At 61.9% G+C, this 16,773-nt stretch carries 17 protein-coding genes; 5 read left to right on the plus strand and 12 right to left on the minus strand.

Annotation, left to right across the window (positions count from 1 at the left end; all coding sequences use genetic code 11):
• Position 1: 1 nt before the first annotated feature.
• The 6 genes from fsa to AC0L7I_RS02950 form a co-directional block, all read right to left on the minus strand.
• Complete coding sequence (fsa, locus tag AC0L7I_RS02925) at positions 2–652, minus strand: fructose-6-phosphate aldolase (RefSeq protein WP_473398038.1); 651 nt, start codon at positions 650–652, stop codon at positions 2–4.
• Between the two features lie 33 nt (positions 653–685).
• Complete coding sequence (locus tag AC0L7I_RS02930) at positions 686–1,990, minus strand: UDP-glucose dehydrogenase family protein (RefSeq protein WP_473398039.1); 1,305 nt, start codon at positions 1,988–1,990, stop codon at positions 686–688.
• A gap of 95 nt (positions 1,991–2,085) precedes the next feature.
• Positions 2,086–2,514, minus strand: a complete 429-nt coding sequence (locus AC0L7I_RS02935) for a hypothetical protein (RefSeq protein ID WP_473398040.1) — start codon at positions 2,512–2,514, stop codon at positions 2,086–2,088.
• 5 nt (positions 2,515–2,519) lie between these two features.
• Positions 2,520–4,034, minus strand: coding sequence for a phosphomannomutase/phosphoglucomutase (locus AC0L7I_RS02940; protein ID WP_473399110.1), 1,515 nt, complete (start codon positions 4,032–4,034; stop codon positions 2,520–2,522).
• A gap of 108 nt (positions 4,035–4,142) precedes the next feature.
• Positions 4,143–4,856 carry a type 1 glutamine amidotransferase gene (locus tag AC0L7I_RS02945; RefSeq protein ID WP_473398041.1) on the minus strand — a complete coding sequence of 238 codons (714 nt, stop codon included), beginning with the start codon at positions 4,854–4,856 and terminating at the stop codon, positions 4,143–4,145.
• The gene (locus AC0L7I_RS02950) at positions 4,853–6,601 is read right to left on the minus strand and encodes a DUF885 domain-containing protein (RefSeq protein WP_473398042.1); all 1,749 of its coding nucleotides are present in this window, start codon (positions 6,599–6,601) and stop codon (positions 4,853–4,855) included. The genes AC0L7I_RS02945 and AC0L7I_RS02950 overlap by 4 nt, the downstream gene beginning before the upstream one ends.
• A gap of 92 nt (positions 6,602–6,693) precedes the next feature.
• On the opposite strand from AC0L7I_RS02950, the gene sdhC reads away from it, so the two are divergent.
• Genes sdhC through AC0L7I_RS02970 form a run of 4 tightly spaced genes read left to right on the plus strand, consistent with a single transcriptional unit; the run spans position 6,694 to position 10,104 of the window.
• The gene (sdhC, locus tag AC0L7I_RS02955) at positions 6,694–7,092 is read left to right on the plus strand and encodes a succinate dehydrogenase, cytochrome b556 subunit (protein WP_473398043.1); all 399 of its coding nucleotides are present in this window, start codon (positions 6,694–6,696) and stop codon (positions 7,090–7,092) included.
• A 12-nt stretch (positions 7,093–7,104) separates the two neighbouring features.
• Complete coding sequence (gene sdhD / locus AC0L7I_RS02960) at positions 7,105–7,500, plus strand: succinate dehydrogenase, hydrophobic membrane anchor protein (RefSeq protein ID WP_473398044.1); 396 nt, start codon at positions 7,105–7,107, stop codon at positions 7,498–7,500.
• A 23-nt stretch (positions 7,501–7,523) separates the two neighbouring features.
• Positions 7,524–9,311: a succinate dehydrogenase flavoprotein subunit gene (sdhA, locus tag AC0L7I_RS02965; RefSeq protein WP_473398045.1), complete on the plus strand. Its 1,788-nt coding sequence runs from the start codon at positions 7,524–7,526 to the stop codon at positions 9,309–9,311.
• A 10-nt stretch (positions 9,312–9,321) separates the two neighbouring features.
• Positions 9,322–10,104, plus strand: coding sequence for a succinate dehydrogenase iron-sulfur subunit (locus AC0L7I_RS02970; RefSeq protein WP_473398046.1), 783 nt, complete (start codon positions 9,322–9,324; stop codon positions 10,102–10,104).
• A 15-nt stretch (positions 10,105–10,119) separates the two neighbouring features.
• Here AC0L7I_RS02970 and AC0L7I_RS02975 read toward each other — a convergent pair whose 3' ends face one another.
• The 4 genes from AC0L7I_RS02975 to AC0L7I_RS02990 form a co-directional block, all read right to left on the minus strand.
• The gene (locus tag AC0L7I_RS02975) at positions 10,120–11,124 is read right to left on the minus strand and encodes an alpha/beta fold hydrolase (protein WP_473398047.1); all 1,005 of its coding nucleotides are present in this window, start codon (positions 11,122–11,124) and stop codon (positions 10,120–10,122) included.
• A 79-nt stretch (positions 11,125–11,203) separates the two neighbouring features.
• Entirely contained in the window at positions 11,204–11,941 is a 738-nt protein-coding gene (locus AC0L7I_RS02980; protein WP_473398048.1) for a HesA/MoeB/ThiF family protein, read from the minus strand.
• Positions 11,938–12,531 carry a nicotinate-nucleotide adenylyltransferase gene (locus tag AC0L7I_RS02985; protein ID WP_473398049.1) on the minus strand — a complete coding sequence of 198 codons (594 nt, stop codon included), beginning with the start codon at positions 12,529–12,531 and terminating at the stop codon, positions 11,938–11,940. Before AC0L7I_RS02985 ends, AC0L7I_RS02980 begins: the two co-directional genes overlap by 4 nt.
• Positions 12,528–13,814, minus strand: coding sequence for a glutamate-5-semialdehyde dehydrogenase (locus AC0L7I_RS02990; protein WP_473398050.1), 1,287 nt, complete (start codon positions 13,812–13,814; stop codon positions 12,528–12,530). Before AC0L7I_RS02990 ends, AC0L7I_RS02985 begins: the two co-directional genes overlap by 4 nt.
• 128 nt (positions 13,815–13,942) lie before the next feature.
• Here AC0L7I_RS02990 and AC0L7I_RS02995 point away from each other — a divergent pair, with 128 nt between their 5' ends.
• Positions 13,943–15,511: a long-chain-fatty-acid--CoA ligase gene (locus AC0L7I_RS02995; protein WP_473398051.1), complete on the plus strand. Its 1,569-nt coding sequence runs from the start codon at positions 13,943–13,945 to the stop codon at positions 15,509–15,511.
• A 67-nt stretch (positions 15,512–15,578) separates the two neighbouring features.
• On the opposite strand, the gene AC0L7I_RS03000 is transcribed toward AC0L7I_RS02995, so the two are convergent.
• Together AC0L7I_RS03000 and fdxA are read right to left on the minus strand one after the other, a co-directional pair.
• On the minus strand, positions 15,579–16,112 hold the full coding sequence (locus tag AC0L7I_RS03000; RefSeq protein WP_473398052.1) for a CarD family transcriptional regulator: 534 nt from the start codon (positions 16,110–16,112) through the stop codon (positions 15,579–15,581).
• Positions 16,113–16,360: 248 nt separating this feature from the next.
• On the minus strand, positions 16,361–16,702 hold the full coding sequence (fdxA, locus tag AC0L7I_RS03005) for a ferredoxin FdxA (protein WP_340692315.1): 342 nt from the start codon (positions 16,700–16,702) through the stop codon (positions 16,361–16,363).
• Positions 16,703–16,773: the final 71 nt, after the last annotated feature.

Below are 16,773 nucleotides of genomic sequence, written 5' to 3' on the forward strand. Positions count from 1 at the left end.
GTCAGACCTTGATGTCCGCCTTCTTCGCATCGGCGAGGAAGGCTTCGAGACCCTTGTCCGTCAGCGGATGGCTTACAAGGCTCTTGATCACGTTCGGCGGCATGGTTGCGACATCAGCGCCCGCAAGAGCCGACAGTTTGACATGGTTGGGCGTACGGATCGACGCCGCCAATATCTCTGTGTCGAAAAGGTAATTGTCATAGATCTGGCGAATGTCGCTGATCAGTTCCATGCCATCCAGATTGATGTCGTCGAGGCGGCCGATAAAGGGTGAGATGAAGGCCGCGCCTGCCTTGGCGGCAAGCAATGCCTGGTTGGCCGAAAAGCACAGGGTGACGTTTACGGCCGTGCCTTCATCCGACAGCGTGCGGCAGGCCTTGAGCCCATCCCAGGTCAGCGGCAGCTTGACGGCCACGTTTTCGGCAATCTTGGCGAGCTTGCGCCCTTCGCGCACCATGCCGTCGGCTTCTGTTGCGACAACTTCCGCACTGACAGGTCCGGTCGTCAGGCCGCAAATCTCCTTGATCACTTCAGCGAACGGGCGACCGGACTTGGCGATCAGGGACGGATTGGTCGTGACGCCATCAATCAGGCCTGTGGCGGCGAGCTCGGCAATATCCATGGTGTCTGCAGTGTCGACGAAGAATTTCATGTCAGGGTTCCGGTCTGGATTGGCTTGCGGGAATTAGGGCCGCCCGATGGACGTGTAGGCGAACCCTCGGCTCGCCATGTCTTCGGGGGAATAGATATTGCGCAGGTCTACCACGATATTGCTTTTCAGCGCAGTCTTGACCCGGTCGAAATCGAGCGCGCGGAACTGGTCCCACTCGGTGATGATCACCATGGCATCGGCACCATCGATCGCGGCATAGGGACTTGTTGCGAAATCGACACCTTCCAGCAGGTGAGCCGCTTCCGTCATGGCCTCGGGATCATAGGCGCGAATCTTGGCGCCAGCGGCAATCAGGGCCGGCAAGATGTCGAGGCTCGGCGCATCGCGCATGTCGTCGGTGTTTTGTTTGAAAGCAAGCCCGAGAACGCCAATCGTCTTGCCCTTCACATCCCCGCCCATGGCGCGGATGATCTTGTCGGCCATGGCCTTCTTGCGCGCCGCATTGACTTCAACGACCGTATCGACGATCCGCACCGGCGCGCCGGCATCGTTTGCAGTCTTGGTCAGGGCCAGCGTGTCTTTCGGGAAGCAGCTGCCGCCATAGCCCGGTCCGGCATTCAGGAATTTCTTGCCGATACGGTTATCGAGACCGATCCCGCGAGAGACTTCCTGGACATTGGCGCCAACCTTTTCACACAGGTCCGCCATCTCGTTGATGAAGGTGATCTTGACCGCCAGGAAGGCGTTGGCCGCATACTTGATCAGTTCCGATGTGCGCCGGTCCGTAAACAGGATTGGCGTCTCGTTGAGAAATAGCGGGCGGTAGAGTTCGCGCATCAACTGGCGGGCGCGCTCGTCTTCGGTTCCGACGACGATCCGGTCGGGAATCTTGAAATCCTTGATCGCGGCGCCTTCGCGCAGGAATTCCGGGTTGGACACGACTGCGAAGTCGCCATCCGGGCGGGCTTCGCGGACAATCTGCTCGACCTCATCGCCCGTCCCCACCGGAACGGTCGATTTCGTCACGATCACCGTGAAGCCGTCCATCAGGCCGGCGATTTCCTTCGCGGCGGCATAGACATAGGAAAGGTCTGCGTGACCATCACCGCGCCGCGAGGGAGTGCCGACTGCGATGAAGACGGCGTCGGCATCCTTGATGGCCTCGGCGGCGTCGGTCGTGAAGAACAGGCGCTCTTCCTCGACATTGCTCGCCACGAGTGCGTCGAGGCCCGGCTCGAATATTGGCATGATGCCATTTTTCAGGCGTTCGATTTTCGACGCATCCTTGTCAACGCAGGTCACGACGTGACCGAAGTCTGCAAAGCAGGCTCCCGATACCAATCCAACATAGCCAGTACCGATCATCGCAACGCGCATGGAATAGTCCTTCTAGAAAGCCCCTGACGCCAATCGGGCGACGGGTGCGATTTTTGTGCCGTCAGGTCAAGGGGGCGCGCCGCAGCGCGGTTCCATCAAGCGGTGTACAACAGGGAAGCGGACACAAGGCGTGCCGTTTCCAGCTCGGAATCCTCGCCGAAATAAGCCGCCAACATGGCTTGACCGTCGCGACCATGGACGAAACTGTAGAGCCCGTTCACCACCACGCCGTCGGCGCGGGTCTCGGAGAGACGATAGGAAAGACGACTGACCTCCCCATCCGCGCTTTCCGTGATGTCCGTCGCCTGGCCCGGCACAGACGCGCGATCTCGCAGCATTCGGTCTTCGACCGACACGCCGTCTTCGGTGCCATACGCCTTCAGCCATAGCGTCAGACCCGGACGCCAGTAACAAAGGCCTGCATCCTCTTCGCGCCGGTTGAACTCGCCCGGCAGCGTGATCGCCCACCTTGTCGTGGCCTGCTGGCGACCGGATACGGCTGCATAGTTCGGATTGAGTGACATGCGTCTCAGATCTCCTGGTTATAGGCTCCGACTTCGGCATGTTTCCCGAGGCGTGGTTTGACTTCCTTGTGGAAGAGGTCGCGCATGTCGTCATTGCTGGCCATGGATTCGACGACCACCACCAGTTCAGGCTTGTTCGAAGAGGCCCGCACCAGCACCCAGCTGCCATCGTCCAGCGTCACACGCGCGCCGTTGACAGTGTTCACGTCGATCACTTTGCGGCCGAGAATTTCAGTCCCGTTGAGCGCCTCGTATTCGGCAACCATCTTGTCGACCACGTCATACTTCACTTCATCTCCGCAATGCGGCGACATGGTCAGCGACGTATAGGCCACACCCAGTTCGTCGCGGAGGTCGGCCACGGTCTTTCCGGGGTTGCGATCGAGCATTTCGAGGATCGCCTTGGCGGCCGTCAGGGCGCAGTCATAGCCGAGCCCGATCGGCGGGCGGAAGAAGAAGTGGCCGGATTTCTCGAACCCTGCGAGCGCGCCGAGCTCGTTGGTGCGGCGCTTGATGTAGGAGTGGCCGGTCTTGTAATAATCGACCGTCGCGCCGTTTTCCGCGAGGATCGGGTCCGTCTTGTAAAGGCCGGTCGATTTCACGTCGACCACGAAGGTCGCATTCTTGTAGTTTTTCGACAGGTCGCGGGCCAGCATGAGACCGATCTTGTCGGCGTAGATCTCCTCGCCGGTATTGTCGACGACGCCGCAGCGGTCGCCGTCGCCATCAAAGCCGAGCACGACATCGGCGCCGAGTTCCTTCACGGCTTTCGACATCTCGTGCAGCATTTCGGCGTCTTCGGGATTGGGGTTGTATTTCGGGAACGTGTTGTCGAGATTGCAGTCCATCTCGATCACCTCGGCGCCCATCGCACGCAGGGCGTCGGGGGCGAAGGCGCCCGCCGTGCCATTGCCACAGGCCGCGATCACCTTGATCGGACGCGACAGCTTCACGCCGTCAGCCACCGAGGCGATATATTTTTCGCGCATGCCGTCAACACGGTAGTGCGCCCCGCCGGCGCGTGGCTGGAAGTCCCCCCCCATGACGATTTCCTTGAGGCGGCCCATCTCGACCGGGCCGAAGGTCAAAGGCCGGTCAGCGCCCATTTTCACGCCGGTCCAGCCGTTCTCGTTGTGGCTCGCGGTCACCATGGCGCAGCAGGCAGCATCCAGTTCGAACTGGCTCCAGTAGACCATGGGCGACAGCGCAAGGCCGACGTCCAGCACCTCGCAGCCGCCCTGAACGAGGCCCAGGATCAGTGCATTCTTGATTGGCTGGCTGATCGAACGAAAGTCGTGCCCGGTCACGACTTTTGGCGTCACGCCCATCTCGTGGAAAAGGGTTGCCATGCCGAGGCCAAGGGCCTGGACGCCGGTAAAGTTCAATTCCGGCGCCTTCTTGTGGCCGATGCCGTTGAACCACCAGCGCGCATCATATTCGCGAAAGCCCGTGGGTTTCACCAAGGGCAGGATTTCGAACTCCAAAGTATTGTCGTCGATATGGGCGAGCGGCTTCGGCATCATGGCAGGCTGTCTCCGGGTTTCAGCAGGTGTTCAACACAAGTCTGGCGTTTCTGGCAACCGGATGCAGGTTTCGCGCCAGAGGCGACATGTTAACCGCCAAATCGCTCAGCGCGCATGGCTTTTCAGGAAGTCGGCGATCCATCCGCCGACAAGGGCATTGTCGCCCGGCATGTCGAGCGAAGCGACCGCCTGTGCCGCAGCCGAGCCGAGGCGATCCTCGCGCGCTGTATACAGTGCTGCAGAATAGGCGTCGTCAAACTCGGGATGGCACTGGAAACTGATAGCGGGACCATTTGCATAATAGAGGCCCGCATAAGGCGTGAAGTCCGACCGCGCGATCACGTCGGCCCCCGGCGGCAGGCTGACAACCTGGTCCTGATGGCTGACCGCGACCGAGATCGTTTTTGGACAATTATTTGCGACAAGGCCGGGACAGGCCAGTACGTCATAGGTGTGGCGTCCCACACCCCAGCCCTTGGGGGACTTGGTCACCTTGCCGCCTAGCGCTTCGGCGAGAACCTGGTGCCCGAAACAGATGCCGACCTGGGGCACGCCTGCCCTTGCCGCAGAGCGCGTGAAGTCCATCAGCGGTTCGATCCACGGGTCGTCATCATAGACGCCCGCTGGCGAACCGGTAATCAGGATGGCCTCCAGCGAGGCCGGGTCCGGCAAAGCCTCGCCCTTGATCACGGATACGGTTTCGAAGTCCATCGCCGGGTCGGCTGCACGAACAAGTGCACGAAACATGCACGGATAATCCACGAACGCAGCCCGGATAGGCTCCGGGACGAGGCCGGTCTCAACGATTGTCAGCCTCATGGAGCAGGCGGCGCCTTTGGCAGCTGCCCGGTGACCCAGGCCTTGATATGCGCGTCGAGCACATCAAGCGGCACGGCGCCTTCTTCGAGCACGGCATCATGAAATGCCTTGATGTCGAATTGTTCGCCCAGAGCGGCTTTGGCCTCGGCCCGAAGCTCGCGGATTTTCAGCTCGCCTATCTTGTAGGCCACCGCCTGGCCCGGCCAGCCGATATAGCGCGTCACCTCGATATCGATGTTGAGTGGGGAGAGCGCGCTATTGTCCTTGAAGCAGGCCTCGGCCTGTTCGCGCGTCCAGCCATACCAGTGCAGGCCGGTATCCGCGACAAGGCGGCAGGCCCGCCACATCTCCATCGACAGGCCGCCGAAGCGCTCATAGGGCGTCTCATACATCCCGGCCTCGCCGGCCAGGTGCTCGGAATAAAGGCCCCAGCCCTCACCGAAGGCGGTGGCGTAATAGTCCTGGCGGAATTTGGGCTGCTCACTCATTTCCTGACCCAGCGCGATCTGCAGGTGATGGCCGGGCACGGCCTCATGCGCCGTCAGCGCAGGCAGCTCGTAGAGCGGGCGTTGCTCGAGTGCATAGGTGTTGACCCAATAGATGCCATGGCGCCCCTCATCCGGATCGCCCTCGACATAGCGTCCCGACGTATAGCCCGGCGCGATCGCGTCCGGCACAGGCTCAACATCATAGGCCAGTTTGGGCAAGCGACCGAAATATTCCGGCAGCATCGCATCCATCCGCGCGGCAATCGCCTTGGCTTTTGTCATCAGGTCTTCGTCAGACGTGGCGTAGAATTGCGGGTCGGAGCGCAGGAAGGCGAGGAAATCGGCAAAGCTGCCATCGAAGTCGATCTCCGCAATGATGCCTTCCATTTCCGCCCGGATACGCGCGACTTCGCGATTGCCGAGTTCATGAATCTCGACCGGCGTATAGCCCGCACCGGCCGTGTGATGTTCGACCAGCGCCGTATAGATTTCCCGGCCGTCCGGCAGTGCAGCAATGCCTGCACCTGCCCGCGCGTGGGGTGCATACTCCGTCACGATGAAACGTAGCGTGTCCTGATAGGCAGCCACGGCATGCGAAACCGCCTCCAGCCCATCGGCGCGAAGACGCGCCGCCATCTCAGGGGCCATGTCGTCCGGCAGGCTCGCGAATGGCTTGAAGAGGCTGCTTTCTGCCGGATCCGTCACGATCTGCTCGCGAATCTGGTCGGTCATCGTGCCCAACGGGTCGGCATTGGCTGTCCAGCCGGTCGCGATGCCCCGGCGCATGTTGTCGATATTCTCGGCGAAATAGCGGGGAACGTCGTTGAGCCGGGCGATCCACGCTTCAGCATCTTCCTGCGAGTCGAGCGTGGTCTGCATCGCCGCGAAGATCGGCTCAGCCTGGAAGCCCCAGTCGCCGGTGAAGGGGATGCGCGCTGCGTCATATTGCGCATCGTCGAGGTCTGATCGCAGGAGCCGTTCTAGGATCGCCTTGTCGACCGTGCGCGACGTCTGAGCCGAACCGATTCGCTGCAAAAGGTCTTGCGCCCTGGTGGCCTGAGCCGCGACTGCCAGCGGGCTGACGTCGCGCCACTGGCGCGCTGCGGTGCCATCGTCGCGTGCCGCCTGGTCCGGATTGACCGTGCGAACATAGGTTTCGAATTCGGCGACCAGTGCGTCCATCGGGTCAGGAAGGGCGTCTGCGCGCGCCCCGGTAGCCAGCACGAGCAGGCCCATGGCCAGAATCAGCGGTTTCATATTGTCGCTCCTGTCGCCCTTCACGTTGACAGGACCATAGAGGCGCCTAGAAGGCGAAGCCAAGCATTTCATTACAGGTGAGGTAAGCTTTCATGTCAGGTACCAACCGGGCCGATCCCCGCCCCCTGTCGCCCCACCTGCAAATCTGGCGGCCCCATGCCACCATGTTCGCGTCGATCACGCATCGTTTTACCGGCATGGGCCTTTATTTCGGAACATTCCTGATCGCCGCCTGGCTGATCGCCCTTGCGACCGGGCCTGACGCCTACGCACAGGCCGAGGCACTGATTTCCTGCGTGCCGAGCCAGGTGATCCTGTTTGTCTGGACCGTTGCGGTGCTCTTCCACTTGGCGGGCGGGATACGATTCCTGCTCTGGGACGGCCCGCATGCCGGGTTCGAGCCAAAGACGGCCAGCGCCGTCTCCGTTTTTCTCTATGTCTTTGCCGTTCTGGGATCGGTGGCCATCTGGGCCGCCATCCTCTGGCTTTAAGGGGTCTTCAACATGGCAAACAGCGAATTCGTTACCCCCGCCAAGGTCACACGCGGCCTCGGATCAGCCAAGTCCGGCACCACAGATCATATCCGCCAGCGCGTCACCGCGATCGCGCTCGTGTTCCTGGTCCCGTGGTTTCTGTATTCGGTGATCAACGCATCATCCCTGGGTTATGACGGGGCCGCTGAATGGGCCGGCAAGCCATGGAACGCGATCCTGCTGATCCTGACAGCTGGCGCAGCCTTCTACCACATGCGGATCGGCATGCAGATCGTCATTGAGGACTATATCGCTAAGACGAGCACGCGCACGGCGCTACTGATCCTGAACAGTTTTGCGGTGATCGCCCTGTTCGTGACAGTCGCCCTGTCTGTGCTGAAACTCTGGATTGGCGCTGGCGCCTGATGGCGGCCGCGGGAGAAACCAAGATGACCGACTATAAATTCGTTGACCATACTTATGACGTTGTCGTCGTCGGCGCAGGCGGCTCGGGCCTGCGTGCCGCGCTCGGCGCTGCGCAAGCCGGACTCAAAACCGCCTGCATCACCAAGGTTTTCCCGACCCGCTCGCACACGGTTGCGGCGCAGGGCGGCATCGCCGCTTCCCTCGGCAACATGGGCGAAGATAACTGGCGCTGGCACATGTATGACACCGTCAAGGGCTCCGACTGGCTCGGAGACCAGGACGCCATCGAATATCTCTGCCGCGAAGCACCCGCCGCCGTTTACGAACTCGAGCACTGGGGCATGCCCTTCAGCCGCACCGACGAAGGCAAGATCTACCAGCGCGCCTTTGGCGGCATGACCCGGGACTTTGGCGCCGGCCCCGTCCAGCGTACGTGTGCGGCGGCCGACCGGACCGGTCACGCCATGCTTCACACGCTCTACGGCCAGTGCGTACGCGAAGAGACCGAATTCTTCATCGAGTATATCGCGCTCGACCTGATCATGGACGATGACGGCGTTTGCCGCGGCGTGACCGCCTGGAAACTCGACGATGGCACGCTGCACCGTTTCCGCGCGCAGAAGACCATTCTGGCAACCGGCGGCTATGGCCGCGCCTTCTTCTCGTGCACATCGGCCCACACTTGTACCGGCGATGGCAATGCCATGGTGCTGCGCGCCGGCCTGCCGCTGCAGGACATGGAATTCGTCCAGTTCCATCCGACCGGAATCTATGGTTCGGGCTGCCTGATCACGGAAGGCTCACGCGGTGAAGGCGGTTACCTCACCAATTCCGAAGGCGAGCGCTTCATGGAGCGGTATGCACCCAGCGCGAAGGACCTGGCATCTCGCGACGTTGTCAGCCGGGCCATGACGGTGGAAATCCGCGAAGGCCGCGGCGTGGGCCCGGAAAAGGACCACATCTACCTTCACCTCGAACACCTTGGCGCTGCTGTTCTCGCCGAACGCCTGCCCGGCATTTCCGAGACGGCCCGCATTTTCGCCGGTGTCGATGTCACCAAGGAACCCATCCCGGTCCTGCCGACCGTGCACTATAATATGGGCGGTATCCCGACAAACTATCACGGCGAAGTGCTTACCAAGAAGGGCGACGATGCGGACGCAGTCGTGCCGGGCCTGATGGCCGTCGGTGAGGCGGCCTGTGTGTCGGTTCACGGCGCCAACCGCCTCGGCTCGAACTCGCTGATCGACCTTGTCGTGTTCGGCCGCGCTGCGGGCCTGCGCTGTGGCGAAACGACCGTAGCCGGCGCGACCCAGCCAGCATTGCCAAAAGGGGCAACCGACAGCCACCTCGCGCGCTTCGACAAGCTGCGCAACGCAACCGGCGACCAGCCTGTCGCCAAGCTGCGTCTTGAAATGCAAAAGGCGATGCAGGGCAATTGCGCCGTGTTCCGCACCGGCGACGTATTGCGAGAAGGCGTCGAGGCCATCGACGCGGTCTACAAGAAACTGCCCGGACTCGACGTGAAGGATCGCGGCATGGTCTGGAATACGGACCTTCTCGAAGCGCTCGAATTCGACAACCTGATCGCGCAAGCTGCGGTCACGGTGAATTCAGCAGCCAATCGCGAGGAAAGCCGCGGCGCGCATGCCCGCGAAGACTTCTCCGAGCGCGATGACAAGAAATGGATGAAGCACACGCTCGCCTGGGTGTCCGACGCCGGCAAGGTGACGATCGATTATCGCGGTGTGCACGATTACACGATGTCGAACGAGATCGCTTACATCGAGCCAAAAGCTCGGGTTTACTAGGGGTTTAAAGATGGTCCAGCTAACGCTTCCGAAGAACTCCAAGGTCGGCAAGGGCAAGACCTGGCCGAAGCCGCAGGGCGCCACGAACCTGCGCCAGTTCCGCATCTACCGCTACAGCCCCGAGGAAAGCGGCAACCCGCGCTGGGACCTGTACTGGGTCGACATGGACAAGGCCGGGACGATGATCCTGGACGTCCTGCTCTACATCAAGAACAATATCGATCCGACGCTCGCCTTCCGCCGCTCGTGCCGCGAAGGCGTGTGCGGATCATGTTCCATGAACATCGCGGGCAACAACACGATCGCCTGCACCAAGGGCTTCGATGAACTGCCCGGTGGCGTCATCTCGATCTCCCCCCTGCCCCACCTGCCCGTGGTCAGGGACCTGATCCCCGACCTGACCAACTTCTACGCCCAGCATGCCTATGTGCAGCCCTTCCTGAAGACGGTTACGCCAGACCCCGAGAAGGAATGGAAACAGTCGGAAGACGACCGCAACGAACTCAACGGCCTGTACGAATGCATCCTGTGCGCATGCTGTTCGACGTCCTGCCCGTCTTATTGGTGGAACGGCGACAAGTATCTCGGCCCGGCCGCCCTGTTGCAGGCCTATCGCTGGTTGATCGACAGCCGCGACGAAGCCACCGGCGAGCGCCTTGACGACCTCGAAGACCCATTCAAGCTGTACCGCTGCCACACGATCATGAACTGTGCGCAGGTCTGCCCCAAGGGCCTGAACCCGGCAAAGGCGATCGCCAAGATCAAGCACATGATGGTCGAACGCGTTTCCTGATCGCTGGCGCCAGGCTCAGTCAGGCCCGGCCTCTTCCGATTCAGCCGTCTCGACCGGCACGTAGACTTGCGTGGACAGGAAATCCCTGAAATCGGCCAGCGACTGTGCCGTCGCCTCTTCCTGCGGCAGATGGCCGACATTGGCATAGAGCTTGAGCGTTGAACCCGCGATGGCCGCGTGGAACTTCTCGGCATGAGAGGCAGGCACGAGATTGTCGCTGTCACCCTGCAGGATCAGGGTCGGGACAGCGATCGCTGCGAGCTTCTCGGCGCTGGCACCGGTGCGCCCTTCGGGGCCTGTCATCAGGCTGAGGATGGCCTCGCGGTGGCAAGGCGCGCGCCCGAGCGCGGCATAGCGCTGGACCATCACGTCAGTGACCAGTGACTGGTCGACGAAGCTGTCCTCGAGTCCCCCCCGGATCATGCCCGTCATGTCGAGGTCCTTCATGATGCTGCGCGCCAGCGGATTAGCCAGCAGCTTGAAGACGAGCGGCGAAGATTCAGCCTCCTCGTCGGATTTCGGCCAGCCGGACGCATCGACCAGGACCAGCCCGTCGAGTCTTTCCGGATGGGCCAGCGCATAATTCCACGCCGTATGTCCGCCCATCGAGCTTCCGGCAAGGGTGAAGTGCTCGATGCCGAGTTCACGCGTCACATGGTCGATGACGTCAACGAATTGGGGGATCCCCGTCTCCGAGACATCAAGGCAGCGCGACAGGCCGTGGCCCGGCAGGTCGAGCGATACGACGCGATAGTCCTGCCTCAACCCTTTGACCCACGGTTCCCATGTGTGCAGCGAGGCGGAGAAGCCATGCACCAGGACCAGGACGGGCGCATTGCGCGGGCCGACATCCCGGTAGTGGACCCGCATGTCCCCGCCCATCGGCAAGAACCGGCTGTCTGTATTGGCATACATGGATTCCAGCCGGTCATAGGCGATGTCCGAACGGTGCATCGCAAACCAACCGGCTCCCAGGATTATGGCAAGCGCGACCAAAACGGCCATCAGGCGTCGCAACATCGAACAGGTCCCTCCCCGGACTTTTGTTTCTCAAACGGCACTAGTGTCAACCATGCGCCGCGTGTCAATTGGTCTTGGATCAGTTGCAAACACTGCAGGTTGCATCTTTTTTCAATCGGACCACCCTTTGCGAGCCCGAAAGACCGTCGATGAGTAACAACCGGCCAGCCAGGGGCGTTCCGGCGCCGGTGACGAGTTTCACGACCTCGAGTGCCATGGCTGAGCCGACGATGCCGGTCAGCGCCCCGACAACGCCGACTTCATCGCAGGCCTGTGCGTCCGGCGGCGTCTCGGGTACCCAGCAGCGATAGCAGGGCGCTTCCGCCTGAACACCCGACGTGAAAACGCTGACCTGTCCTGCCCAGCCTGCGGCGGCACCGTGGACGAGGGCGCGGCGGGTCTCATGCGCAACGGCGTTGAGCGCATAACGGGTCGGGTAATTGTCGGATGCGTCGACCAGGATGTCGCCTGCCAGCGGGTGACTCTCGCTCCAGCGGTGCCGATGCCAGCGGATGCGCGTGTCGGGATGCGCGTCCTGAAGGCGGGCCGCCAGGATTTCGGCCTTTGGCCGACCGACATCGCCTTCGCCGAATTGCACCTGCCGCTGCAGGTTCGAACGGTCGACCAGATCATCGTCCCAGACCTCCATCTCGCCGATACCGGCCGCGGCGAGATAGAGCGCACAGGGGCCGCCCAATGCCCCTGCCCCAACAATCGACACCGAGGCTGCGCGCAGTTTCTGAACGCCCGGACCGCCGATTTCCTTGAGCAGGATATGGCGTTTGTGGCGGTCGATATCTTTGGAGGTGAGGGTCATGGACGGGCGGCGCGCAGGGCAGTGGACGACGTGGGGTCGAGGGGGGCGGTGAGATAGGTCCAGGCGGGTGGCGGAGTGGTGGCAAGGGTGCGGGCGGCGGTGGCCGGAATACGGCTTTTCGCGAACCGGCGTGCGAAGGGCGCATTGCGCGCGCCCGGCCCGATGCCCGGCCGCGCGACGACGGCGATGGGCAGGGTTTGTGCGATCCCCTGCCAGTTTTTCCAATGATGAAAACCAGCGAGATTGTCCGCGCCCATCAGCCAGACGAAATGTGCCTCCGGCGCGCGGGCGACAATCGCTGCCAGCGTATCGGACGTATAGGTCAGGCCGAGCCGCGCCTCGATATCTGTGACGATCATGCGCGGATGGTGCGCGACCTGACGGGCGGAGGCGACGCGACTATCAAAGTCGCCGTGTGATGTCTTGAGCGGATTGCCGCGCGCGACGATCCACCAGACCCAGTCGAGCTGGAGGCGTTTCATCGCCGTTTCGGCCACGTGAAGATGACCCGAATGGGCCGGATTGAAGCTTCCGCCAAACAGGCCGATGCGCAGGCCCCGTGTTGGTCCCGGAAGCGTCAGGTGGGTCAAGGACGGGTCTGCCCCGTGCCTCTCACGACATATTTGTAGATCGTGAGTTGTTCGGCGCCGACCGGTCCACGCGCATGGATACGGCCCGTGGCGATACCGATCTCGGCACCAAAGCCGAACTCGCCGCCATCGGCAAACTGGGTGGATGCGTTGTGCAGCACGATGGCACTGTCGACCCGCGCGAGGAAGCGTTCGGCCACGTCCTTGTCTTCGGTGACGATCGAATCCGTGTGGCCCGACGACCAGCGTTCGATATGCGCAAGGGCACCGTCGAGCCCATCTACGACAGCAACCGCCAGGATCGGCGCAAGATATTCCGTGCCCCAGTCTTCCTCGGTGGCCGTCTTCATGCCCGGCACGATGGCACGTGCGCGGGAATCGCCACGAAGTTCGCAGCCAGCATCGACAAGGGCCGATGAAAGCCCTGGCAGCATCGTGTCGGCGATGGCGGCGTCGATCAGCAGCGTTTCGAGCGATCCGCAGACACCGGTGCGGCGCATCTTGGCGTTGACCACCAGGTCCACGGCCTTCTGCGGATCGGCGGCTGCGTCGACATACATGTGACAGAGTCCCTCCAGATGCCCGATCACAGGCACGCGGGCATCCATCTGGACCCGCTCGACGAGGCTGCGCCCACCGCGCGGTACGATAACATCGACCTGGCCATCGAGGCCGGACAACATATGACCGACGGCGGCGCGGTCGGTGGTGCCGACAAGCTGGATCGCATCCGCCGGCAGGCCTTCGGCCTCCAGCGCCGAACGCATGGCGTCGACGAGGGCATGCGAGGAATGCGTGCTTTCCGAACCACAGCGCAGGATGGCGGCATTGCCAGAGCGCAGGCAGAGCGTGCCCGCATCCGCCGTGACGTTCGGGCGGCTTTCATAGATGATTCCGATGACGCCCAGCGGCACGGCCACGCGGGCAAAATCCAACCCGTTCGGCTGCTGCCAGCGCGCCAGTTCCCGGCCAAGCGGGTCAGGCAGGTCGGCAATGGCATCAACGCCGGACGCGATGCCTTCGACACGCGCTGCATCGAGCGCAAGCCGGTCAAGCATGGCGGCGCTGAGACCCTTTTTCTTCGCCGCATTCATGTCCTGCGTGTTGGCATCCAGAATCGCCGACGCGGCGGCGCGTATGGCAGCGGCAATGGCCTTCAGGCCACGCGTGCGATCCTCAGGGCTGAGGCGGCCAAGGGCGCGGGACGCGGCGCGAGCGCGAGCGCCCATATCCAGCATGGTTTCGGTCAGGGCGGCGTCGGGCAGTTGGGATTGAACAGTCATGCCCCTCTGGTGCCGGAAACACAGGTTTGCTGCAAGCCCCGGTCCCATCCGACCGGAGAAACAAGGGCTGACTCTCTGGCTAAAGTCCTTAAGCTCATTCCAGAAACAGGAAAATACCGGAGGACACCATGATTGACGTTCAGGCCATGCCGTTCATCGCCGATATTCCGCGGGTGCAGGCCGAACGGCGCGCAAGTGAGACCGCTTTCTGGTTTGAAGATCATTCGACCAGTTTCGGCGAACTGGAGACGCGATCAAACCAGGTTGCCAATGGCCTGATCGGCCATGGTGTCCAGCCCGGCGATCGGGTCGCCTATCTCGCCAAGAATACGGACGCCTATTACGAGATGCTGTTCGGCTGTGCCAAGGCGCGGGCGGTGATGACCGGCGTGAACACGCGCCTCGCCGCGCCCGAGATCCAGTTCATTCTCGCCGATTCCAAGGCCAGGGTCCTGTTTGTCGGCAAGGAGTTCTACGCCATCATCGACCAGATCAAGGGCGACCTGCCGGACCTGATGCGTGTCATCACGATCGATGGCGACCGCGAGGACTGGGACTACTATCCGAGCTGGCGCAATTCCAAACCCGCTTCGGCACCGGGACTGACCCCGCTGGCCGAGGACGATGTCATCCAGCTGTACACATCCGGCACGACCGGAAAGCCCAAGGGCGTGCAGCTGACAAATGCCAATTACCATGCCTTCTTCCGGCAGGCCGCCATGCTGGACTGGTCAAGCTATGGCGTTGGCGAAGCCGTCATGAACGCGATGCCGCTTTTCCATGTGGCCGGGGTGAATGTCGGCGTGCTGGCCGCTGCGCAGGGGGCGAAGACCGTTGTGCTGCGCGAGATCGATCCCACGGCGATCCTGAAACTGATCCCGGAACACAAGATCGCCCATGCGTTCTGGGTGCCAGCGGTTATCATGATGCTAGTGCAGCACAAGGATGTGGGCGAAACGGACTTCACCTCGCTCAAGCTTGTCTCCTATGGCGCCTCGCCGATTGCCGAGAGCCTGCTGCTGGATGCCAAGCGGATCATGAATGCCGGATTCAACCAACTCTACGGCCTGACCGAAACCGTTGGCGCGGGCACCTATTTGCCGCCGCAGGCGCATGACCCGGCCTGGGGCAAGCTGCGCAGCTGCGGCGTGCCGTGGCCGGGTGCCGTGGTGCGCTGTCTCGACAGTGAGGGCAATCCAGTGCCCACGGGCGAGGTCGGCGAGATCGCGATCAAGGCCGGCTTCGTGATGAAGGGCTACTGGAACCGGCCCGAGGCCACGGAAGAGGCCATCCGGGGCGGGTTCTTCTACACCGGCGATGCCGGATATTTCGACGAGGACGGTTTTCTCTATATCCATGACCGGGTGAAGGACATGATCGTGTCCGGCGGCGAGAATGTGTACCCGGCCGAGGTCGAGAACGCCGTGTTCGGGCATCCGGGCGTGGCCGATGTCGCGGTGATTGGCGTGCCGGACGAGAAATGGGGCGAGTCGGTGAAGGCCATCGTCGTTCCAAAGCCAGGCGAGAATCCGACGGCCGACGACGTCATCGCCTGGGCGAAGGAACGCATTGCCGGATACAAATGCCCGAAATCGGTCGATTTCGTCGACGCCCTGCCCCGCAATCCGTCGGGCAAGATCCTTCGCAAGGATCTGCGCGAGCCCTACTGGGCCGGGCAGACACGCCGGGTCGGCTGAAACTTGAGCATAAAAAAGCCCCGCGCCTTTCGGTGCGGGGCCTTTCTATTGTCTGGGTCAGTGGCCGCTAGGCTGCAGCCGCCACTTTTTTCTTGGCGGCAAGGCCCTTTGCCAGCTTTTCCATGGCGGTTGCCTTGTCGATGCTTTCGACGGCAGCCAGTTCACGGGCCATACGGTCAAGCGCGCTTTCATAAAGCTGGCGCTCCGAATAGGACTGTTCTGGCTGGTCTTCGCCGCGGTGCAGGTCGCGAACGACTTCCGCGATGGAGATCAGGTCGCCGGAATTGATCTTGGCTTCGTATTCCTGGGCGCGGCGCGACCACATGGTGCGCTTGACCCGAGCGCGTCCACCAAGTGTCTTCAATGCGTCTTCGACAAGCTTGGAACCGGCCAGCGCGCGCATGCCGGAGGCTTCCGCGCGGTTGGTTGGCACGCGCAGGATCATCTTGTCCTGATCGAATGCGACGACATAAACTTCGAGTTCCATGCCAGCGACGGTCTGTTTTTCGACGCTGGTAATCTTTCCTACACCATGCGCAGGATATACGACGCTCTGACCAACTCCGAATGCAAGTGCCGCGGTGTCTGCTTTTTTAGCCATGAAGTGTATCGCCCTTTTCTACGCATTCAGAGCCAATCAGTCTTGACCCAGTCCGTACGTCACGGTCTGAGTGGAGACTTTTCAGCTCTGGTTCAATTATTGCTCAAGTCGTAAGACTATCACAATCGTGCAGGTTTTACAACAGGGCACGGCATATCGGCCGGGCGAGACCCGCCAATGAAATCAATACCTTCGTTAACTTTTGACCGTCCCTGCAATGACTGTTGCAGGCGGCATCAAGCGCAGGCTCAATCACCGGTCCCGGGCGCAGGACTGAAATATTTTTCCAATTTACCCGTTTCCTGCGCAAATTTTTCGCGGTCCGCTGGCGGCTCCTTCAACCGGGTAATATTCGGCCAGGTTTTGGCGAATTCGCTGTTCAGCTTCAGCCACTTGCCGTCCGGATCGTCTTCGGTGTCGGGCTTGATCGCCTCGACAGGGCATTCGGGCTCGCAGACGCCGCAATCGATGCACTCGTCCGGGTCGATGACGAGCATGTTTTCGCCCTCATAGAAGCAGTCCACCGGGCAGACTTCGACGCAATCCATGTATTTGCAGCGGATGCAGGCATCGACGACGATATAGGTCATGAACGGGAGGGCCTCTTGAACAGGTTTGCAGCGGGCGAAATGGCCTTCGGGCGGCGGTGTGTCAATGAGAC

It is taken from the genome of Hyphomonas sp. J20-32 (assembly GCF_055808555.1).